Origin of the sequence: Aureliella helgolandensis (assembly GCF_007752135.1) — a bacterium.
Taxonomy (GTDB): Bacteria; Planctomycetota; Planctomycetia; order Pirellulales; family Pirellulaceae; genus Aureliella; species Aureliella helgolandensis.
In genome coordinates this window covers 6,981,636-7,003,606 of sequence record NZ_CP036298.1, presented here as the reverse complement: position 1 = coordinate 7,003,606, position 21,971 = coordinate 6,981,636, and the positions used below count along the sequence as shown (strand labels likewise).

General features: G+C 56.0%; 13 protein-coding genes, 2 tRNA genes and 2 rRNA genes. 9 read left to right on the top strand and 8 right to left on the bottom strand.

Features of this window, described 5'->3' with window-relative positions; translation table 11 throughout:
* Positions 1–292: 292 nt before the first annotated feature.
* Positions 293–1,150 carry a hypothetical protein gene (locus Q31a_RS24790; protein WP_145083911.1) on the bottom strand — a complete coding sequence of 286 codons (858 nt, stop codon included), beginning with the start codon at positions 1,148–1,150 and terminating at the stop codon, positions 293–295.
* Between the two features lie 131 nt (positions 1,151–1,281).
* Between Q31a_RS24790 and Q31a_RS24785 the strand changes: the two genes are divergently transcribed.
* On the top strand, positions 1,282–1,416 hold the full coding sequence (locus Q31a_RS24785; RefSeq protein WP_261342689.1) for a DUF1698 domain-containing protein: 135 nt from the start codon (positions 1,282–1,284) through the stop codon (positions 1,414–1,416).
* 246 nt (positions 1,417–1,662) lie between these two features.
* Here the strand turns inward: Q31a_RS24785 and rrf are convergent.
* From rrf to Q31a_RS24765, 4 genes are all read right to left on the bottom strand, one after another.
* Positions 1,663–1,771, bottom strand: a 5S ribosomal RNA gene (rrf, locus tag Q31a_RS24780).
* A gap of 125 nt (positions 1,772–1,896) precedes the next feature.
* A 23S ribosomal RNA gene (locus tag Q31a_RS24775) occupies positions 1,897–4,801 on the bottom strand.
* Positions 4,802–5,357: 556 nt separating this feature from the next.
* Positions 5,358–5,430 (bottom strand) — tRNA-Ala (locus Q31a_RS24770).
* 199 nt (positions 5,431–5,629) lie between these two features.
* A tRNA-Ile gene (locus Q31a_RS24765) sits at positions 5,630–5,703 on the bottom strand.
* A gap of 573 nt (positions 5,704–6,276) precedes the next feature.
* Here Q31a_RS24765 and Q31a_RS24760 point away from each other — a divergent pair.
* Together Q31a_RS24760 and Q31a_RS24755 are read left to right on the top strand one after the other, a co-directional pair.
* Complete coding sequence (locus Q31a_RS24760; protein ID WP_145083908.1) at positions 6,277–8,226, top strand: redoxin domain-containing protein; 1,950 nt, start codon at positions 6,277–6,279, stop codon at positions 8,224–8,226.
* Positions 8,227–9,063: 837 nt separating this feature from the next.
* Complete coding sequence (locus Q31a_RS24755; protein ID WP_145083905.1) at positions 9,064–9,492, top strand: hypothetical protein; 429 nt, start codon at positions 9,064–9,066, stop codon at positions 9,490–9,492.
* A 538-nt stretch (positions 9,493–10,030) separates the two neighbouring features.
* Here Q31a_RS24755 and Q31a_RS24750 read toward each other — a convergent pair.
* The 3 genes from Q31a_RS24750 to Q31a_RS24740 all read right to left on the bottom strand — a co-directional run bounded on the left by Q31a_RS24750 (position 10,031) and on the right by Q31a_RS24740 (position 14,782).
* Positions 10,031–11,464: an L-serine ammonia-lyase gene (locus Q31a_RS24750; protein ID WP_145083902.1), complete on the bottom strand. Its 1,434-nt coding sequence runs from the start codon at positions 11,462–11,464 to the stop codon at positions 10,031–10,033.
* 12 nt (positions 11,465–11,476) lie between these two features.
* Complete coding sequence (locus tag Q31a_RS24745) at positions 11,477–14,017, bottom strand: YidC/Oxa1 family insertase periplasmic-domain containing protein (protein ID WP_145083898.1); 2,541 nt, start codon at positions 14,015–14,017, stop codon at positions 11,477–11,479.
* Between the two features lie 138 nt (positions 14,018–14,155).
* The gene (locus Q31a_RS24740; protein WP_145083895.1) at positions 14,156–14,782 is read right to left on the bottom strand and encodes a hypothetical protein; all 627 of its coding nucleotides are present in this window, start codon (positions 14,780–14,782) and stop codon (positions 14,156–14,158) included.
* 719 nt (positions 14,783–15,501) lie between these two features.
* On the opposite strand from Q31a_RS24740, the gene groL (Q31a_RS24735) reads away from it, so the two are divergent.
* From groL (Q31a_RS24735) to Q31a_RS24710, 6 genes are all read left to right on the top strand, one after another.
* Positions 15,502–17,220: a chaperonin GroEL gene (gene groL, locus Q31a_RS24735; protein ID WP_145083892.1), complete on the top strand. Its 1,719-nt coding sequence runs from the start codon at positions 15,502–15,504 to the stop codon at positions 17,218–17,220.
* Between the two features lie 50 nt (positions 17,221–17,270).
* Positions 17,271–17,570 carry a co-chaperone GroES gene (locus Q31a_RS24730; RefSeq protein WP_145083889.1) on the top strand — a complete coding sequence of 100 codons (300 nt, stop codon included), beginning with the start codon at positions 17,271–17,273 and terminating at the stop codon, positions 17,568–17,570.
* 100 nt (positions 17,571–17,670) lie between these two features.
* Entirely contained in the window at positions 17,671–19,290 is a 1,620-nt protein-coding gene (groL, locus tag Q31a_RS24725) for a chaperonin GroEL (protein ID WP_145083886.1), read from the top strand.
* Positions 19,291–19,441: 151 nt separating this feature from the next.
* The gene (gene dnaJ, locus Q31a_RS24720) at positions 19,442–20,587 is read left to right on the top strand and encodes a molecular chaperone DnaJ (RefSeq protein WP_145087614.1); all 1,146 of its coding nucleotides are present in this window, start codon (positions 19,442–19,444) and stop codon (positions 20,585–20,587) included.
* Positions 20,588–20,637: 50 nt separating this feature from the next.
* Complete coding sequence (grpE, locus tag Q31a_RS24715; RefSeq protein WP_145083882.1) at positions 20,638–21,279, top strand: nucleotide exchange factor GrpE; 642 nt, start codon at positions 20,638–20,640, stop codon at positions 21,277–21,279.
* Positions 21,280–21,614: 335 nt separating this feature from the next.
* On the top strand, positions 21,615–21,917 hold the full coding sequence (locus tag Q31a_RS24710) for an FmdB family zinc ribbon protein (RefSeq protein ID WP_145083879.1): 303 nt from the start codon (positions 21,615–21,617) through the stop codon (positions 21,915–21,917).
* The last annotated feature ends 54 nt before the right edge of the window (positions 21,918–21,971 follow it).

Sequence of the window (21,971 nt, the reverse complement as noted above, 5' to 3'; positions counted from 1 at the left end):
GGACCGTCAACGGCAAAAGCGGCGGAGTGTCGAGTTCTCTGCGGTGGCGCCCCCCCCCATTGGTCTCGGTTCATGTTAAAAACCGAACAATTTATTGGGTCAGCGACGCTTTTGCCGTCCTGAATTTCCTTGGCAGATTCTTTCTAAACCAGGTTGGTTCAGCATGTTTGCTGCCTCGGTAAGGTGAGCTTATCGGTATCGGTGGGCTGCCGATTGAGCCTAACTGGAGGATTTTTCGAATCGGAGCCTGGTTTGCAGTTCAAGAGGAGGCGTGGGGACGTCTCCCCATGGCTCAGGCAGCTCGAAGCGCCGGGACTGCGGTAGTGGCAAACCAGTGGGATTCGTCGATCAACTCCTGGTTGCCATTCTCAGCCTGCTCATACCAAATGTTGAGAATGGAGTTGCGGACGCCAAAGTCGCCCGGAATCGCTGTCCGGCCATGCCAACTCTTCAAGCGGACGGTGTTGAGCACGGAGAACGCATAGACCGTGTTGGGGCTGAACGGCATCTTCTTGGCCACCTCGAAACCATACGGCTGTCGAAGCCAGTTGCGCGGTGCTGCGGAGCGTCTGTAGAATTCCGTGCCCAGCTCTCGTTGCCCCTCATCGCTAGCCAATGCAAATTGCATCGTTACCACTTTCTTGCGCGTGTCCGGATGGGGCTTGATCGAATACCCTTCGGTCTCGCGGAACAATTCCGGAAGCGCGTAGCCCGCGAGATCTCCCCGGCCTGCCAGCTCAGCCCCGTAACGCAGCTCGAGTCCCGGTGCCAGTTTCTCAAACACGGTTTGCTTGAAATCGTGGCTGCCAAGCACGCTTCGAATGGTAAACCAGAGTTTTCGCTTGACTGGTGGCAGTTTTGCTAAGTATCGATTCGAGAATTGATATCGAAAGCGATTGCTGCTGCCGTTGGGGGCCTGGTGCTTCTCGTATCCGAAGGCTTCATACTCCTCGGGGGCGGGAAAACTGCAAATCAGCTCGTTGTAGACCTCCTGCGGGAGAAAGCCGTGCACCAAGAAGTGTGGGAAGGGAGTGAGCTGCAGCGAAGTTTCCGCGATGGTTCGCGTGCAATGCTGGAGTAGTTCGGAGCGCAGCGCTAGGTCAACATGTTCGACGCTGGCCGGTTGGGGAAAGCTGGGGGTGGGCAACATAATCTCCTTGTGGAATTTTCCAGATGCTGCATCGCTAGTTGCAATGGTGCGTTGGATATTCCTAAAGGGAGCACGCCGGGTCAACCCCGAAAAGAGTGAGGCTCCTTTGGGGTTAAGTTTGGTTAACGCGTGTGTCTGAGCAGCGAGGTACGCGTTGGATGCGTTTTGAATCGTTGGTAGATTTTCTAGATCCTTCGGATTGCAGTCGTACGCTCGAGGGGTATCCTGCTCCCCGTCGCGCCTTGTTGACGGCCAGGCGGCGGTGAGTCGCTAGAAGGAGTTGGTCGCTCGAGGTGTGTTACCCGTCAGACGCTGGCCACGAACGTGTGGCGATGCGGGGGCTCACTTGTGTTTTGGCAGCGGAAGAAGGAGTGGCCTCGTGTGGTAGTGGTCCACGGCACGGGGAGCCATGCTACGGTTCACGACTCGGGGAGCCATGCTACGAGGTGTTGTCTTGTGGTGGGCGCATAAAAAAAGCCTCCATAGACAATTGTCTAGGAGGCTTTTAAAAATACTGGCAATACCTACTTTCGCACTGGTGGGCACTATCATCGGCTCTGAAAGCTTGACTTCTGTGTTCGGGATGGGAACAGGTATGACCTTTCAGATATGGTCGCCAGAGAGACTTGTGCAACCTATTCGCTTGCACAAGCCTGTATAGCTTTGTTGATTGGTAGTTGACATCATACGCTGTCACCTGGGTAGGTGACCGCTCTCTTAGCGAGTCGCAAGAGTGCAAAATATCGGTGGTCAAGTATTCGTCCGTTAGTACCAGTTAGCTGAACACGTTACCGTGCTTACACATCTGGCCTATCAACCAAGTAATCTTCTTGGGGACTTACGTACAAAGTACTTACGAAACCTAATCTAGGAGAGGGCTTCACGCTTAGATGCTTTCAGCGTTTATCCTTTCCGAAGTTAGCTATCCAGCCGTGCCACTAGCGTGACAACTGGTACACCAGAGCTTCGTCCAACCAAATCCTCTCGTACTAAAGTTGAACCTCCTCAAGTTTCGAACGCCCGCGGCAGATAGGGACCGACCTGTCTCACGACGGTCTGAACCCAGCTCACGTACCACTTTCATTGGCGAACAGCCAAACCCTTGGGAGCTTCTTCACCCCCAGGATGTGATGAGCCGACATCGAGGTGCCAAACCGCATCGCCGCTGTGGACGCTCGGATGCGATAAGCCTGTTATCCCCAGAGTACCTTTTATCTGATGAGCGATGACCCTTCCATTCGGAATCACCGGATCACTAAGACCTACTTTCGTATCTGCTCGACTTATTTGTCTCGCAGTTAAGCCCACTTCTACCTTTACGCTCTTCGCCTGATTGCCGACCAGGCTGAGTGGACCTTTGTACTCCTCCGTTACTTTTTAGGAGGAGACCGCCCCAGTCAAACTGCCCAACTGACACTGTTCCCTGACCGGTTTCACGGTACAGGGTTAGAATTAAAGTAAATCCAGGCTGGTATTTCAACGATGGCTCCTTGAACGCTAGCGCGCCCAGATCAAAGCCTCCCAGCTATACTACACAAGATGTACCTCAACCCAATATCAGCCTACAGTGAAGGTTCATGGGGTCTTTCCGTCTAACCGCGGGTACGTGGCATCTTCACCACGACTACAATTTCACCGGGTCGGTGATTGAGACAGTGCTCCAATCGTTACGCCTTTCATGCAGGTCGGAACTTACCCGACAAGGAACTTCGCTACCTTAGGACCCTCATAGTTAGGGCCGCCGTTTACTGGGGCTTCGGTCGCCAGCTTCGCTCCGAAGAGCTAACCGCCTTCCTTAACCTACCAGCACCGGGCAGGCGTCAGACGCTATACATCCACTTACGTGTTAGCAGCGTCCTGTGTTTTTGATAAACAGTCGTTAGAGCCGATTTTCTGTGGCCTACTTGCGTAGGCGCCCCTTATCGCGAACTTACGGGGCCATTTTGCAGAGTTCCTTAATCACCGTTCTCCCGAGCGCCTGAGACTTCTCATCTCGCCTACCTGTGTCAGTTTTAGTACGGTCACGTGTGCTTCAACACTTAGAAGTTTTTCTTGGACGTCCTGCCAACATCATCCAGATCTTAGGTGCTGTTAGCTCGGCTACTTGAACCTACTGTAGCGGATTTTCCTACTACCATTCTTGTAGCCAAGCAACGGACTATTCTATCAGTCCGCATGCTTTTCGGACGCCGTCCCTCCATCGCTCCACACACATGGCGAAGGAATATTAACCTTCTGTCCATCGACTACGCCTTTCGGCCTCGTCTTAGGCACCGGCTAACCCTGGGCGGATTTACCTTCCCCAGGAAACCTTAGGCTTTCGGCGAACAGGATTCTCACCTGTTTTATCGTTACTCATTCCGGCATAATCACCTGTAGAGGCCGACACCACTCCTTACGGTATGGCTTGTATATCCTCTACAGCGCTCTCCTACCAAACAGACCATCCGAAGATTATCTGAGTTCGCGGCTTCGGTACTATGCTTACTCCCGTTCATTATCGGCGCAGAATCTCTCGACCAGTAAGCTGTTACGCACTTTTTAAATGGTGGCTGCTTCTAAGCCAACATCCTGGCTGTCACGGAGATTCAACTTCCTTAGTGACTGAGCATAGTTTAGGGACCTTAGCCGACGATCTGGGTTGTTTCCCTCTTGACCACGGAGCTTATCCCCCGCAGACTGACTCCCGAGATAGTTTCAATGGTATTCGGAGTTTGGTTCAGTGGGGTACCCTGGAAAGGGCCCCCATCCAATTCAGTCTCTCTACCCCCAATGAATAGTTGCTCGAGGCTATACCTAAATATATTTCGGAGAGAACGAGCTATCTCCTGGTTTGATTAGACTTTCACTCCTCCCCACAAGTCATCCCCTCGGTTTTCAACCCAAGTGGGTTCGGTCCTCCACGCAGTTTAACCCGCGCTTCAACCTGCTCATGGGTAGATCACCAGGTTTCGCGTCTACCGCCCATGACAATGGTCGCCCTATTAAGACTCGGTTTCCCTATGGCTTCGCCCCTGAGAGGCTTAACCGAGCCATGAACGGTAACTCGCCGGATCATTATGCTAAAGGCACGCCGTCACACGTTAAATCGTGCTCCGACCGCTTGTAAGCGCACGGTTTCAGGTTCAGTGTCCTCCCCTAGCCGGGGTTCTTCCCACCTTTCGATCGCTCTACTTAGTTCGCTATCGGTCATTAGAGAGTATTTAGCCTTACGGGATGGTCCCCGTCGATTCAGTCGGAGTTTCACGTGCTCCGACCTACTCAGGTATCCTTCGGGAGATTCTAAACTTTTGCGTACGGGACTGTCACCCTCTGTGGTGTGCCGTATCCAGGACACTTTCGCTAGTTTGAATTTTGTAACTCCCATGTGAAAGACCCTACAACCCCGCCTGGGAAACCCATGCGGTTTGGGCTATTCCGCTTTCGCTCGCCGCTACTTACGGAATCGATTTTTCTTTCTATTCCTCCAGGTACTTAGATGTTTCAGTTCCCTGGGTTGGCCACAAGTACCTATGTATTCAGTACAAGCTAATTCGGGTATCTCGGGATTAACACTCGTTTGTCAGCTCCCCCAAGCTTTTCGCAGACTTCCACGCCCTTCATCGCCTTCTAATGCCAAGACATCCCCCGTGCGCCCTTAGTAACTTGACCACCGAAATCTCGAACTCTTGCTCAGCTATCTGTAAGCAACCGATGCTGCTTTGCCCTGCGTCGCGTCGAGCTTGAAACTTCGATGTCTGTCAGGATGATCGTCCTGACGATATCTTTATTGCGACTTGATCACTCAAGCCGCCGTTCTCAGCGCTCGCTATAAAATCGGTAATCAACGCTCAGATTTGCATCTGAATGTTGACTCCAGCGTCGTGTGTGCACCTGCTTTAATTCTCATCTACTAGCCACTCTTGCGAGCGGCGGTCGAATCAACCTTGGCGGTGCACTTAAGATGCCAACTACCAATCAACCAAATTGTCAAAGACCAATGTTTCGCTTAGGTGTTCGTTTGTTCACCTGAGCGAGTAGTTTAGGTTTCGTTTCAGAGCTCGTCAACTGCACTTTTGAAAGTTTTCAGTTGGCGTTTTTAGTGAGCTCTTGGCGTCTCCTTCGAGCGAGGAATCATCATCGATTCTTCGCTCGGCCACAAGTTCAATTTCGAACTTCGTGGCCTTTTTATTTCCGAGTCAGCGTTTTAGCGGACCCTTCCATAAAGTGGAGGTGAACGGACTTGAACCGATGACCCCCTGCGTGCAAAGCAGGTGCTCTCCCAACTGAGCTACACCCCCGGGTGTATTGTGTGTTGCGGTGTAAAGTCTTAGCGTTCGCAAGGCGAATCGCGTTCGACTGAATTGGCCGCTGCATCAAGCGTGAGAAGTATGCCTGAGGATGTCGGGATTTGCAATTCCTAATCTTCAGCTCTTCTGACTTCTTTTTTCGCTTCGGGTTTTGGGCCTTGGCGAAAGGTGTGCTTAGGTTTCCCTGAAGTGGGCGCGCCAGGATTCGAACCTGGGACCTCGTCGTTATCAGCGACGCGCTCTAACCAACTGAGCTACGCGCCCGTTTGCAGCCATGCGTGTGACCGGTGGTCAGACATGGGCGAACAGGTGTGCCAAAAAGATTCTCTTTGCCACTGATCCGCAAAATATTAGTCGATACTGGCAGCCTGTCAACCATTAACCGGTTCAATATTCCTCGTCTGCGGAACTCAATGCATCGGCATCTTAATTGGGAGACTTGAATGGAATGTAGGTTTCCCCCAATGGGCTTAGGAGCGGAGTTGGCGCGAGAGTGGGCGGAATGGGCTGAGAATGCATGGGGATATTCCTCTAAAGCGCCGTATGTTGCGCGTTTGGTGCCAAAACTTCGATTCACTCGGCTAGGCAGAGTTGCTACAACCAGAGTTATCTGCGCGGTGCTAGGTTTCCGCGCGGAGCTTAATCAGGAATTCGTGGATTGGCTGGTACGCGGCTTGGTGGTTGGTTTTTTCAGTGGCGTTGTTCTGCTGGAGAGCCTTGGCTAAGCAGTCGTCTTGGGGGCTTGTAAGGGCCCGCTGGGCGAGGCCGCCGGTGGTCGGAAGTTTAAAGTGGCAAGTTTTTTAAGTACGTTGAGCCCTTGAAGAGGAGCAGCTAGGGATGCACTGGCAGTTAAAAATGGATTCGGTTTGTGGGCAAGGTTGGCTGCGGAAGTCGCTTGCCGGAGCGCTCGCCTGTTGTGCTGCTTGCGCCAGTCTGCATGCCGCAGAGCCCTCCGATCAGCTGGTAAAGGCGTTGTCCTATGCCCCCGCACAGCCTGACGTGAATTATGAAAAAGTCTCCAAGGAGCAGCTGGGGGAATGCACCATCGAGGAGTTGAAACGCGACGATGGCAAGGGGTTTTGGATCACCGGACCGGCTGGCCAGCCGTTGCGCTGGTTCGCGGACACCGATGGGGATAACAAAATTGATCGCTGGAGCTATTACAACGCAGGGGTCGAGGTCTACCGAGAGGTGGACACCGATGCCAATCGAACCGCCGATGCCTATCGCTGGCTGAGCACCGAAGGGATGCGGTGGGGAGTCGATAAGAACGAGGATGGGGTCGTCGAGGAGTGGAGCGTGATTTCTGCCGAAGAGGTCACCGCCGAGGTGGTGCGCGCGGTGGCCGCTGGCGACCCAGCCCGCTTCGCTCGCTTGTTGATTGCAGACGCTGAAATTGCCTCCCTGGGCTTAGGGGCAGAAAAAGAGGCCGCGCTGAGGAAGCGAGTTACCGAGGCGGGACTTGAGTTCACTGCCTGGGCGAGTGGGCAGAAAGTGGTTACCCCACGCAGTCGTTGGACCAATTTTGGGGCTGATAAACCCGGGATCGTGCCGGCCGGAACCGATGGTTCGACCAAGGACCTGGTCGTGTACGAAAATACCGTGGCCCTGATGGATGAAGGCGGCGAGGCGCGGCAGTTGCTCGTGGGAACGATGATCCAGGTCGGCTCGGCTTGGCGATTGGTGGACCTGCCGGAAGCGGTCAGTGATGGTTCGATCGTCTCGGGTGAGGGGATGTTCTTCTCCGCCACGTTCTCGCCCCGCGGGGGACGCAATGCACCGGAAGTGACCGGTGGGATTAGCAAGGCGATGGAGCGACTCGTGCCAGAGTTGCAGGAAATCGATGAGAAGCTGGTTTCGGGCAGCGGAAACATGGAGGTCTTGCAGGCCGGACGGGCCGACGTGCTGGAGAAGCTGGTTTCTGCTGCTACCGATGGCAAGGAGCGGGCGGACTGGATTCGGCAATTCGCTGATACGGTAAGCGCTGCGGCCCAGGCGGGTGAGTACACCGGTGGTGTGGCGCGATTGCGCGAGTTTGCCGCGAAATTGTCGGCCGATAAGGCCTCCGAAGAGGAGTTGGCCTATGTCGTTTATCGCACGATCGCTGCGGCGCATAACTTGGAGATGCAGCAGCCCGAAGCTGATTACGAAAAGTTGCAGGGCAATTACCTCGACAACTTGAAGGCCTTCGTGACCAAGTACCCGCAGAGCCCAGATGCTGCAGATGCCATGCTCCAAATGGCTCTTTCCGCCGAGTTTTCAGGCGAGTCCAAGACGGCGCAAGAGTGGTATGGTAAGGCCAGCAAGGGCTTTGGCAGTACGCTTCCGGGCCGTAAGGCGGCTGGGGCTTTGCGGCGTTTGGAGCTCGTTGGCAATCGCTTCGGGCTTGAGGGCAAGACGCTTGACCAACGCAACTTCAGTTCCAGTAGCTATCTAGGCGGACCCGTGGTCTACCATTGCTGGGCCAGCTGGTGCGAGGGATGCAAGGCTGAAATGCGGGCTCTAAAAGAGCTGCAGGCCAAGTATGCCAAAACGAAGCTGAAGATTGTCGGGATCAATTTTGACAATAGCGAAGCTGATTTTGCTCGCCGCACAACGTTTTTGCAGGAAGGGAAGTTCCCTTGGGTGCACTTGGTGGATGAGGGAGGCCTGGATAGCGACCTGGCGGTCGGTTACGGCATCTTGACCCTGCCGCTCAACATCGTTGTGGACTCCTCGGGCAAAGTGGTGAAGACGGGCGTCCACTGGACGGAACTCGACGGAGTCATCGAAGGGCTCGTCAAGTAAAGCGCGAGTCTGGTCGGCATTTCGCTGCCGAGATGATTGAAAAACCAAGCCGGGAAGGGCGAGTTTCGACTCGCCCTTCCCTTTTTTTCGCCCTGCGCTTCGGGCTGTCGATTTAATAACAATTTGAACTTTAACGCGGAGGTTGCGTCCCAAACTGCCTTGTAGCGGCAACGAACTTTCCTTGCTCACGCAGCGGGTTACTATTCCGACAGCCCGGCTTGCTTGGGGTTGCTTCTAGCTCCGGCCGCGGTTGCCTTGTCTGTCCAACTGCCGAAACTCCAACTCGCAGCTGGCTGGTTGCTGGAGGTCGTCGGTTTTCGCGTACTCCCGACTCCCGACTTCCGACTTCCGACTTCCGACTTCCGATCTGTCGCAGAACGGTTGATCGCGAACTGTTGAATCGCGGCCTGGTTGAATCGCGGACTGGTTGAATCGCGGACTGGTTGAATCGCGATGGCGCTCCCCGGCTAACGCTTTCGCAGCGGCTTTCCCTTACCTGGCTCACCGAGTGGTTGAATTCGACGGCAGACTGCCATGTTGCAGGGGACGATGCGGTTCGACGGGGAGCGGCGGCATGGTCGCTTGGTAGCACTTTTCGACAGCCCGCCGGGGTTCGGCCGGTGGGGTACGTCCTTTTTTCGCCACCGCGCGCCCCACCGCGCGCGCCACAGTGAAGCTGGATCCTCCAAACGACTTGCAGGAGGTTGGAGCGGAAGTGTTGTTGGTCGCGCGACTTGAGCCCTGCCTGGAGAGCTGCGCGGCCTTGAGAGCGGCACACGATTTCTCTTGGTTGGGCTTGTTGGTAAAACACCGTGTGTGCTAATAAGGGAATTCGCGGTGAGAATCGTTAAAGTTCTGGTGCTTCATGGACGGGGCGCCAACTCCGGTGGCTGGAAGCCAACCGTCAGACTCTCTCAACGCAGGGCGTTTCTTATCTTATTAGCACTCCTGTTTCGGAAGGATTCGAACATGGAACGGCTCGTCGAAGCAATTCTTTTTTCATCGGCAATGTTGGTCCCGTTGATGACCGTTTGGGCCATCTTTGGCCTGTACACCGTCAAGAGCGGTTGCCAGTGTCCCCTGACCGAAATGTTGTATTTCGCGGTGATGCTATTCGTTGCTGGATTTACGGTGCGAACCGTCATGACGGACGATTCGGGATGTTGGTTAATGCATACCGCAAGTCTGGGAGTCATGATTGTGGCAGGCGTGCTCCGCAAACCCTCTGGGTTCTCAGCAACAGACTCTCCGTTGTTGGCCGAGTGAGCCTCGCGAGCCGACACGGCAAAAAGCATCCGGTTGGATGCTTGGGGGTGAGGGGCAAGTCAAGGAGCTCCGCAGTCAGCCCAGTTCGATAGGAAGCCTGGCTGCACTTAAGACCCAAGAACGAAGTTCGGGAGGCTCACTGCCGACTCCCCTGTCTTTACGGGCTGTTGATTTAATAGCGCCTTCAGTTCTAACGTGCAGGAAGTGCCCCTAATCGCCCTGCAGTGGCGACCACCTGTCCTTGCTGACGCGGCGGGTTACTATTTCAACAGCCCGTTTAACTTTGGGGGAGGCGTGGCATCGGCAGGGCCAGTGTTTTCTGCCTGCCCCGCTTGGAAGTTCGTTAGAGCTGGTTTTTCCAATGCCGTCCCAAGTCGGCTAGGGAGCAGCGATTTTGCAGTTCTGATCGAATCGCCAGTAGCCCAATACCAGTAACCCCATAAGCGAGTGGCTCGGGCTTGGCCCACGGGCAGATCCCTACCCCACTGGCCATCCGCTTCAGTAGCATGCGGCACGAAGATCGAATCTAGCGGATGCACTAGCAGATGGGAACGTTGACCGCCAAGCCGCCGAGACTGGTTTCCTTGTATTTGCTCTGCATGTCGACGCCAGTCTGACGCATGGTTTCGATGACTCGGTCGAGGGAAACGCGGTGTTGACCATCGCCGTACAGGACCGCCAGCCGAGCGGCATTGATCGCTTTGATGGCCCCCATGGCATTGCGTTCGATGCATGGTACTTGGACGAGTCCTGCGATCGGATCGCAGGTCAGCCCAAGATTGTGCTCCATGCCGATTTCGGCAGCGTTCTCGATCTGTTGGGGGGAGCCTCCCATGACGGCCGCGAGCCCACCGGCGGCCATGGAGCAGGCTACGCCGACTTCCCCTTGGCAGCCCATTTCAGCGGCTGACAATGAGGCGTTGCGTTTGTAGAGCATGCCGATGGCTGCGGCTGTTTTGAGGAATTCATGCACACCGGCGCGATTGGCTTGGGGCAGAAAACGCTCGTAGTAGCGAGCCACGGCGGGGATAACCCCGGCTGCCCCGTTGGTGGGTGCGGTCACAACGCGTCCGCCAGCTGCGTTTTCTTCATTAACCGCCAGTGCGTACAGGGTAACCCAGTCCATTTGTTGGAGCGGATCGACCGGTGAGGGGGATTCGCTGGGCGGTGGTTCTGTCGTCGATTGGCCGTTGGGGAGCGTGGAGAGCTTTCGGAAGATTTCGGGGGCGCGTCGGCGGATGCCCAGGCCTCCTGCCAGCACTCCCTCGGTTCGGCAGCCAGCGGCGATGCTGTCGGTCATGACCTGCCAAATCGCATCCAATTGCGAGTCGATCTCGTCGGAGCTGTAAAAGGCGAGTTCGTTGCGGTGGATGACTTCCGCAATGGACAGCTTTCGCGTGCGGCAGATCTCCAGCAACTCATCGGCCGACGTGAATGGAAAGGGACATCGGCTTTCTGCGTTGCCGGTATCCTCTCCCCTGCCCTGCCCCGCCTGGTTGGCTTGCAGCTGTTCTGCGGTGACTACAAATCCGCCACCGATGGAAAAGTACTCGCGTTGGAGTATTAGGGCCCCACTAGCAGACCACGCTTGGCAGCGCATGCCGTTGGGGTGCTGCGGTAGCGACTCTTGCCGATTGAAGAGCAGGTCGTGGGGGGCGTCGAAGGGGATCTGGAAACGGTCCAACCAATTCAGCTGCTGGGACTCGAGAATTCGCCCCACGCGAGCGTCGATTGAATTGGGGTCTACGGTTCGCGGATGTTCTCCGCAGAGTCCCATCAGTACGGCGCAATCGGTGCGGTGACCAATGCCGGTAAGGCCCAGCGAGCCAAAGAGTTCAACCTGGATGCGTTGGACTGCTTCGGCCTGAGGTTCCAGCTCCTGGGTAAAGGTCAGGGCGGCCAGCATGGGGCCCACGGTGTGGGAGCTGCTGGGACCAATGCCGATCTTGAGGAGCTCGAACAGGCTGATCATCGTGGACCGATCTTAATTGCGTTTGCGATTCTTGCGCGAGCCGCGTTGCGTGGCCGATTTGACAGCGGGTTTTTCTAGCATTTTAGCCAACTCTTGCATTTTGCTGGCCGTTTTCGAGGGTGGGGCTGCTTCGCTCTCGCCGCGGCGTTTGCGACTGCCGGGGCTCCCCTTGGGATTGCCGCTAGGTTTCGAGGGGGATTTCCCGTCGGGCCCTTTGCCATCGGTACCTGCCGCCAGTAGGGCGGGCGACGTGGGAGGTGTCATCCGCTTCACCAGCTTTCGCTCCACGAGCGACCAGAGGCTGGAGGTGATGAAGTAGATGCATAGACCACTGGGAACTTTGAAGAACAGGACCCCCATGAAGATGGTCATGACTTGCATCATGTTCTGGGTCATGCGGGTTTGGTCGTCGGTTGCCTTAGGCATGAGCATTTTTTGCTGCACGATAAAGAGCAGGACCGTGACCATCGGAAGGATATTGAAGTATGGGCCCAACCAGCCCACGCCACGTTCCGCGAAGAAGGCTGGCATCCAGGAACTCCAGTCGAGGAGTTGGTCAGGGGCTGCCAGATTGGAGCACCATTCGATGCCAGGGATCAGTGGCTGCTGGCGGAGCGAGATGTCGACGCTCAAGCAGCGATAGAGCCCAATGAAGATTGGCAGCTGGATGAACATCGGCAGGCAGCCAGCCAGCGGTTTGAAATTGTGCTTGGCGTACAGTTCCTGCATCGCCTTGGCACGCTTTTCCATGTTGTCTTTGTAGAGCTCGTTGATTCGTTTGAGCTCTGGCTGCAGTTCCTGCATTCGCTGCGCGTTCATGGCCGCTTTGCGGCCGAGGGGAAACATCAGTCCCCGCACCATAACTGTCAGCATGACAATGGCCAGGCCGTAATTACGGACGATGGCGTAGAAGAAATGCAGAATGGCAGATAGTGGCTTGGCGATCCAGGGAAACCAACCGTACTCAATTGCGCGATCGAGTCCATGATCGGCCAGGACTTGAGTGTCCTTGGGGCCTAGGAAGACTTGGTAGCGTTGGCTGATTTGTCCCTCGGCGGCAATCGCCGACTCCGCTGAGTCGATCCAGAAGGAGACGTTGGTAGCCTGGGCTTGCGATTTGACAATATCCTCGACGTTAGCCACGGCCGAAGCGCCCGCTTGCCGCAGGTTGCTGAGGGAATCGGGGGCATCGGGGTGCGGAATCAGCGAGGCATTGAAATACTGCGCATCTAGCCCGATGTACTTCAGCGATCTCGCTTCGGCAGGTTCATTCTCCGAAAACAGGATCATGTCGGGCTGGGCGGGGGTTTTCTTGGCGTGGTCATTGATCTGACGCGTGGTGCGAATATCGTGGCTGGCAAAGGGGGTGTTGTAGATCACATCCCGTTGGCCAGCTCCGGAGAACATGTGGGGGCTGATTTTTACGGAGTACCACCAGCCTTCTAGGGTCAGTCCGGCCAGGCCTTCCTGGCGGAACGAAGCTTTGACTGCTTCGTCATTGTGGTTCTCAATGATGGTTTCTAAATCGAGCGTGAAGCCGTCGTTCGCTTCGCTGGCTGGAAGTAGCCGGTAGTGTTTGACGATTTCCAGCTTCCCGGGGCGTCCGGTACTGGCCAGCAGGCTCTCTAGTGGCAAGCGGAAGGTGACGCCCTGCCCGCCTGGTACCTCGAGCGGTTCGCTGGCCCAGTTCAGTTGGCTGGCTTCCTGCAGTGCGGGGAAGGCAGAGCGTCCGGCCGGGATGCGCGCCTCGTTGAGCGAGGCGATGGTGGTGATCAGGCTAGCGCGGGCCAAATTGCCAGGGACCGCTTCGGGAGCCCGCTCGTGAACGCGGATGATGTCCAGGGGAGCTTGGCTTAAACTGGCCGTGTAGGACAGTTTTTTGGGAGCCCCGGCCACCATGCGGGAGACGACCAGTTGAGCCTGCTCGTGGGGGCGGGTTTCCTTGAGTGCGAGTTGCCATTCGCGCAGGCTGGAGGTCGATTGGCCGTTGAGTTCGGAGATGACGTCGCCGATCTGCAGGCCGCCAGTGGCATCGGGAGAGGTGGCCGCGGCAGCCGCAGAACCCTCCGGGATCGTGTGGATTTGCAGGCCGGTGAGCTCTTCGGTGAGCCCCAAGTAGCCGAGGTAGCCCCCGTCGTGTTCGAGGGCTCGGAAGCGGAACTCTCCGGGAGAGCTTTGGCCAACCAGTTCGGCGCGCTCGAGAGCTGCCCCGCGGCTGTTCAGAGCTACGAGGAGGTTGAAATTCTTGCTGGGATCCATGGATCCCAGGAGGATGGTTTGTGAGGGGTTTTCGGGCCGGGCCGCCTTGGTGGGGGCGTCGGCCTCTGCGCCAATTTCCCCAACGCCCTTTTCGGGCGTGTCGGCTTCCGGTGAATCGGCCACAGGCTCGCCATCATCTGCCGGTGCAGGCTGGTCGAGCTGGAGAGGGTCCTGTTGTTGGGCGGCTTGCCGCTTCGCATCAGGCTTTTCCTCAGGGACTTGCGGTCGCATGCTCAGGTACAGAAAGCACAGGGCCGTGGTGAGCATTAGCCAGGTTAGGAATCGTCGATCCACTTCAGAATTCTCAATCTACTGAGGTCAAGCCGGTGTGGGAGAGAATCGGTCGAACAAGCGCTGTGCCCACCAAGTGCGTACTTTTGCTGGGGATGTGGGGGTGACAGGAGTTGTTCGAGCGATCCTATAGCAAACGGACTATTCTGTCGGTGGAGGCGGATCTTGGCTAGGCCAAGAGCGTTGGAGCTGGGTGATCGAAAGGATCATAGCGGCAATTACGAGCATATAGGCCAGGAGGACTAGATTGAGCAGCACGCCTTGGATCAGCGTCGTCAGTAGGCAGTCGACAAACGTCATCGCGTCCTGTCCGTCGCGAGTTCGAGGGAAATTGTCCCCCCAATTCGAATGCCTGAGTCTGTTCGTGAGTCCCACCGAGAAGAGGCCGCAGATCATATCGAGCCATGCCCCGACAGGGAAAATGACCGTAATTACAATGCGGCTGATGTAGCCTGTTTTCAGGACTTGACGAATGATGCGGCGCGCCCGCCAGGGGTGGCGCTGGGTGATTTGGTCGGCGATGGTGTAGGCGGCAATGAAGATGGCGATACCGGTCGCCATGGCCAGGATCTGATTGTTGGCGATCGTCAGTCCCCAAAAGAAACTGGGAGCAGCGCTGATGATGCAAACTGCGGACCAGACGAGGATTGACTGGAGCCAGCTTCGCCGCGGCGGCCGGGGCTCGTTAGCCTTAGACTGTTCGAAGGGCTCGTGATCGTCGGAGATTGCGAGTGCGTAGGGATTGATTGCTTCTTCTTCGGCTTCCATGGATAGGTTTCCAGGAGGTTTGGCTGTCAAATTGGCACGTTTCGCAGGATGCCAAATGAGCGGGTGGCGTTCGGCTGCTGGGGAATTATGCCTGCTGATTGGACCGGAGGCTGGGAGGTGGCCCGAATTTGTGGGGATGGGCGGCAGGTGGGCGGTAAACAAGCTGCCGGCATCAAGCTGTTGTCGGAAGGGACGCTGTAGGTTTTCATGCGTGGGGTGGGCTGTTAGCCGTTTATTGCAGGGGGAGGGGGAGGTTGAAAGCTCCTGCCACCTGTTTTCTTTGCCTGAGTGTTTTCTTTCCTCAGTTATTTTCTTTCCTGTGTTCCCAATCTATCTGAGGCTTCAATCCTAATGGGGGCCGGTGGGGCGATGGCTGCAGTTCGTTCGGCTAGTTCGACACCTATTCAATCGTCGAGAGAGGCTGGAGAGCGGGTAAGGCCTGCGAGGCAGGCAAGGGATCGTGGGAGGGCTGCCAAATCCGCTGGCAGGGAGAGGGGAGCTGGTTGGGCGTCGGTCGCGGCCCCCTGGGAGCCGTCAATTTCGACCTTGCTGTTACGAGTGGCACAGGGTTTGCATTGGGAGCCTCCACAGTTCGGCAACTGCCAGACTGACTGCGCAAGCACTGAACGGCTGGTTGAGATCGGCCGAAAGATAAGCAATTTAGATTTAGAACGAATTCGAGTTCTTAGAGTTCTCATCCACATTGGAGGATACTGAACGTGGCGAAACAGATGGTATTCGATGACGACGCAAGGCAGCCGCTGTTGGCTGGCGTCTCGAAGTTGGCGCGGGCGGTCCGCAGCACCCTGGGTCCACGGGGGCGCAATGCGGTACTCGACAAAGGTTGGGGATCGCCGAAGGTGACGAAGGACGGCGTGACCGTTGCTGAGGATATCGAGCTGGATGACCCGTTTGAGAATCTGGGCGCGCAACTGGTTAAGGAAGCTGCCAGTAAGACCAATGATGTGGCGGGGGATGGAACCACGACTGCTACGGTTCTTTCGGAAGCGATTTTCCGCGAAGGCCTGAAAATGGTCGCCGGGGGTGCTGACCCCATGTCCTTGGCGCGTGGAATTGCTAAGGCGGTTGAAACGGTTACTGCGGCTCTGAATAAGATGTCGATTAAAATCGACGAAAAGAGCAAGAAGGAAATCAAGCAGGTTGCAACCATTGCAGGTAATAACGACCCTGCAATTGGCGACGTGCTGGCCGATGCCTTCATCAAGGTTGGTAAGGATGGCGTGATCACGGTAGAAGAAGGCCGTGGAAGTGAGACCACGGTAGAAGTGGTCGAAGGCATGCAGTTCGATCGTGGATTCCTGTCGCCTCACTTTGTGACCAACCCTGACGATGTCAGCGTTGAGCTCGATGATTGTCACATTCTAATCTTCGAAGAGAAGATTAGCTCCAATAAGAAGCTGATCCCGTTGTTGGAAGCAGCCAGCAAGGCTAAGAAGCCGTTGCTGATCATTGCGGAAGACGTTGACGGTGAAGCGCTCGCCACCCTGGTTGTGAATAAGATGCGTGGCATCTTGAGCGTTTGTGCTGTTAAGGCTCCTGGCTATGGTGATCGTCGCAAGGCGATCATGGGAGACTTGGCTGCATTGACCGGTGGGCAAGCGATTTTCAAGGATTTGGGCATTGATCTGGAGAGCGTTAAGCTGTCAGACCTTGGCCGAGCTAAGAAGATTCGCATTACCAGCGAGCAGACCATCCTGGTAAGTGGTGCTGGTAAGAAAGATGCCATCATCGCGCGTGCCGATCAGATTCGCCGCGAAATTGAGAATACCGACAGCGATTACGATCGCGAGAAGTTGCAAGAGCGCTTGGCCAAATTGGCTGGTGGCGTGGCTCAGATTTCCGTAGGTGCTGTCACCGAGACGGAAATGAAGGAGCGCAAGGCCCTTCTCGACGATGCCAAGGCTGCGACGCAAGCCGCTTTGCACGAAGGTATTGTGCCCGGTGGTGGAGTAGCTTTGATTCGCTGTGAAGCGGCTCTCAAGAAACTCAAACTTGAGGGTGATGAGCAATTCGGTGCGGATATCATTCTCAACGTGCTGGACTACCCACTGCGAGCGATCGCCAATAACGCTGGGTTGGACGGTGCGGTGGTTGTGAATCGCGTGCGTCAGCAAAAGGGCAAAACCGAGGGTTACGATGCCAATATGGATCGTTATACCGACATGGTAGAAGCTGGCATTATCGACCCCACGAAGGTTGTACGGACTGCGTTGACGAATGCTGCGAGTGTGGCTTCGCTACTGCTAACCACCGAGTCGCTGATCGCAGAAATTCCTGTCGAAGAGGAAGCTGGCGGCGGTGACCATCATGATCACGGCATGGGCGGCATGGACCCAATGGGTGGCATGGGCGGCATGGGCGGCATGGGCGGAATGCCTGGCATGGGTGGCATGGGCGGTATGCCCGGCATGATGTAGTTCGTTCGATTCATACATATATCAACACATTTTGAAATAGGAATTTAAGCATGGCTAAGTTGAAAATTCGTCCTTTGGATGATCGGATTGTTGTTAAGCCCGAAGAGGCTGAAGCTACGACGGCTGGAGGCATTGTGCTGCCTGACTCGGCGCAAGAGAAGCCACAGCGCGGTACGGTAGTGGCCGTTGGTCCAGGACGTCTGCTGGATAGCGGCAATCGTGGAGCCTTGTCGGTTGCTGTCGGCGATGTCGTGATCTACGGCAAGTACGGTGGAAGCGAGTTGGAAGTCGACGGCCAAGAAGTCAAGATTCTTCGTGAGAGTGACATCTTGGCAAAGGTTTTGGTGTAATTCACCAGTCCTTGCTTCTCTCAAAGCGTAGTGGCGGAATGCTTGCGAGCGTTCCGCCCACTCCCCCCAACTACAACAATCAAAATGAAGGACAGGTAGCGTGGCAAAGCAGTTGATGTTTGAAGATCACGCACGCACACGCATGTTGCGTGGCGTCGAGAAACTGGCGGACGCCGTAGCCGTCACGATGGGCCCCACTGGTCGCAATGTCATTATCGACAAGAGCTTCGGTGGCCCGACCGTGACGAAGGACGGGGTGACGGTTGCCAAGGAGATCGAACTGGAAGACCGGTTCGAAAACATGGGTGCGAAGCTCGTCGTCGAAGTTGCTCAAAAGACGAGTGACCTGGCGGGAGACGGCACGACAACTGCCACCGTACTAGCGCGTGCGATCTTCAAAGAAGGTCTGCGAAATATCGTAGCTGGCAGCAATCCTACCGCGGTTCGTCGCGGAATTGAGAAAGCTGTGGAGGCGGCAGTCGCCAAGTTGCACGAGCTGGGCAAGCCGGTTAGCGACCGTCAGCAAGTGGCTCAAGTTGGTGCGATCAGTGCCAACAATGACATGGCGATTGGCGATCTGTTGGCAGAAGCGCTCGAGCGAGTTGGCAAGGATGGCGTGATCACGGTTGAAGAGGGCAAGACTGCCGAAACTTCCGTAGAGTACGTCGATGGGATGCAGTTCGATAAGGGCTACATCTCGCCTTATTTCATCACGACACCAGGCAGTATGTCTTGTGATTTCGAAGATGCGTTGGTCCTCTTGTACGAAAAGAAGATCAGCAACATTCGCGATTTGGTGCCCGTGTTGGAGCAAGCGAGTCAAACGGGGCGTCCCCTGTTGATTATCGCCGAAGATATCGATGCGGAAGCATTGACCTTGCTGGTGGTCAACAAGTTGCGTGGAACGTTGAATGTCTGTGCAGTCAAGGCACCTGGATTTGGCGATCGTCGCAAGGCGATGATGGGGGATATCGCGGTATTGACCGGTGGTACTTTCATCAGCGACGACCTGGGAATCCAGCTCGAGAAGATCACCATGGAGCAGTTGGGTCGGGCCAAGAAGGTTTCGATCGACAAGGGAACCACGACGATTGTCGAAGGTGCTGGTGATCGCAAGACGATTGATCAACGCGTTGGACAGATCCGTGCTCAGATCGAGCAGACCGACAGCGAATACGACCGCGAAAAGTTGCAAGAGCGTTTGGCCAAGCTCGCCGGTGGCGTTGCTGTGGTAAGCGTTGGTGCTGAGACCGAAGCGGACATGAAGCAGAAGAAAGCGCGGGTTGAAGACGCACTGCATGCGACGCGAGCTGCTATGGAAGAAGGCATTCTTCCTGGTGGTGGTGTGGCGCTGATTCGTTGTACGGAAGCGGTTCAAGCGTGCATCGACAAGTGCAAGGGTGACGAGAAGATTGGCGCGCAGATCATCCGCCGCTCGCTGTCCGCTCCGCTGCGTCAGATTGCAGATAACGCTGGGCTTGACGGATCGGTGGTTGCGGACGAAGTCAGCCAAAAGCCGTTGTCCCAAGGGTACGACGCCAACAAGGGTGCCTACGTCGACATGCTCAAGAGTGGCATTATCGACCCGGTTAAGGTTGTGCGAACTGCGTTGGCCAACGCGGGTAGCATTGCCGGCCTATTGCTGACGACCGAAGCCTTGGTTACGAACTATGACAAGGAAGATAAGGAAAAGCGACGCGTTGAAGGTTCGGTTTCCTAGAAACCTGCCTGCCAACAACTATCGTTGATCGACAAAGGCCATCCTCGAATTGAGGGTGGCCTTTTTTCCAACATTGCTTTTACAAGCATCGTCGAACTCCCCAATGGGCCGAACTCGCGGAGAGCTTCGGTTGGAAGGACTGCTTAGCGTCATGGCCATTACCAAACGCGACTACTACGAAGTGCTCAGCGTGCAACGCACCGCTTCTGGGCAAGAAATCTCTCGCGCCTACCGCAAGCTGGCAATCAAATACCATCCCGACAGCAACCGGGATGACGAAGACGCGATTGTGAAATTCAAAGAGGCGGCCGAAGCTTACGAGGTCTTGAGCGACGAGCAGAAGCGAGCGCGTTATGACCAGCACGGGCATGCTGGGATTGAAGGCCGACAATCGGGATTCCAGGATGTAGGGGATATCTTCGAAGCGTTTGGCGACATCTTTGGTGGTACCGTCTTCGAGGATTTCTTCGGCGGTCGCTCTCGCTCTCGCGTTCGTCGTGGTGCCGATGTTCGCTGCGATGTTACGCTCGATTTGGAAGAGGCGGCGGCTGGAACGCAAACCAAGGTTGCTTTGACCCGACACGAGGAATGCGAGCCCTGCGGTGGGACCGGTGCTGCTCCTGGGTCCCAGCCTCAAGTCTGCGGCCGTTGCCGTGGACAGGGGCAGGTCGTTCAGTCGACCGGCATCCTGCGGGTGCAGACCGCTTGTCCACAGTGCCGTGGTAGTGGCAAAGTCATCACAACCCCCTGCCGTGATTGCGATGGCACAGGTGCACAGCCACGTGAAGTTGTCCTGGAAGTCTCAATTCCAGCAGGCGTCGATGATGGTATGCGTGTGCGATTGTCGGGCGAGGGGCAAGCCAGCCCCGATGGTGGCCCGCCGGGAGATGCGTATTGTTTTATTCAGGTGCGGAAGCATAAGATTTTTCGGCGCGAGGGAAGCGATCTCATCCTGCAGGTGCCCTTGAGTTATTCGCAAGCGGTGCTGGGGACCGAGATTGGAATACCAACCTTGGTCGGAAAGCGATCTCTGCGCATACCGGAAGGAACGCAAAGTGGGGAGGTCTTCCCGTTGCGAGGCTACGGGATGCCCGATCCGCGGAATGGCGTGAAGGGCGACTTGTTAGTGCAGACATTCATTGAGATTCCCAAGAAAGTTGGGAAGCCGCAGGAGGAGTTGTTGCGGAAATTGGCCGAGCTCGAGGAAGAGCACGTGACCCCGCAGCGGCAATCCTTTATCGACCGTGTATTCCATTACTTTCGTGCCGAAGACCAGGAGCAGGAAGCGGATAAATAGCGGACCGTTCCTGAGATTCCACTGATGAAACCATCCGTGGTAAAGCATGGATGGCTCGCGACTCAAATCCATTACATGCTTTGGAGAATTCCTTAGAGATGACACAAGAAGACCAAAACATGAATTCAGAATCCCGTCCCCAGGCCGATGATCAATCGGATGATGCATCTCAGGCGTTTGCAGATGCGTTGGATCAAGCGTTGGAGCAGAGTCCCGAGGAAGCTCCGGCAGCCGCCGAGCTCACCGTGGATGAACGCGTTTTGGAAGCGGAACGCGAAGTCCTCCGCTCTAAGGCCGAGTTGGAGAATTTCCGAAAACGCATGCAGCGAGATTCGGAACAGCAACTCAAGTACGCCAATACGGCCCTGATTCGCGATCTGCTGGAAGCGATTGATAATTTGGATCGAGCCATCGGGGCAGCTCAGGAGGACGCGGCCAATCCTCAATCGCTGTTGGAGGGTGTGAAACTAGTGCGGCAACAGTTTACCACTGCCCTCGCAAAGCACGGCTGTACGGTCATCGATGGCGTGGGGTCGCAGTTTGACCCCAATGTGCACGAGGCTATTTCGCAAATGCCCAGCGAGCAGTATGCGGCTGGGACGGTGGCTCAGGAAGTTGCAGTGGGTTACAAGCTGCACGACCGCGTGGTCCGCCCCAGCAGCGTCATTGTCAGTACCGGTACCGCGGGTTAGTCCGCCGCCGGTGGTCGGTGCACCTAGCCGCTTGGGCTGGGCACCATTGGCTGGTTGGTGTCAGCGCATCTCGAGTCTTAATGTCCTTACGCGAAAGTAGCACCCTGCCAAGCACGCTTCAGCGGCAATCTTCGTGCCCAGCTCTAGGGCTGTGAGGCGCGATTGCAGCGGCCGCTGGGAGTGTTGAACACTCCCGCAAGTGCGAGGTGGGAATTTACTCAACGAGCCGCCCTGCGGCGAGTTGCTATATCGGGAAATTGCGTTGGCTCGCCATTTTACGATTGTCCGTCCTACCAATTTTCGTTTACATCCGTATCACGGTGCAGGAGCTTTGAATGCCAACGTACGATTATCAGTGTGATGCGTGCGACCATCTGTTTGAGCTGTATCAAGGAATTAACGATCCGAAGAAGAGGAAATGCCCCAAGTGCGGTAAGTTAAAACTGCGACGCTTGTTGGGCACCGGTGCTGCGGTCGTCTTCAAAGGTTCGGGCTTTTATCAAACCGATTATCGCAGCGAGTCCTATAACAAGGCGAAAGCGGCCGACAAGCCCGCCAGCGATAGCTCCTCCAAGAGTGACGGCGGCAGCTCTAAGAAGAGTGAATCGAAGAGCGACAGTAAGTCCAAGAAAGAATAGTGCGCATCCTCATTCGCAGATCACAGTCGCCACTGCTGGCGCCAGCGTTGGCGG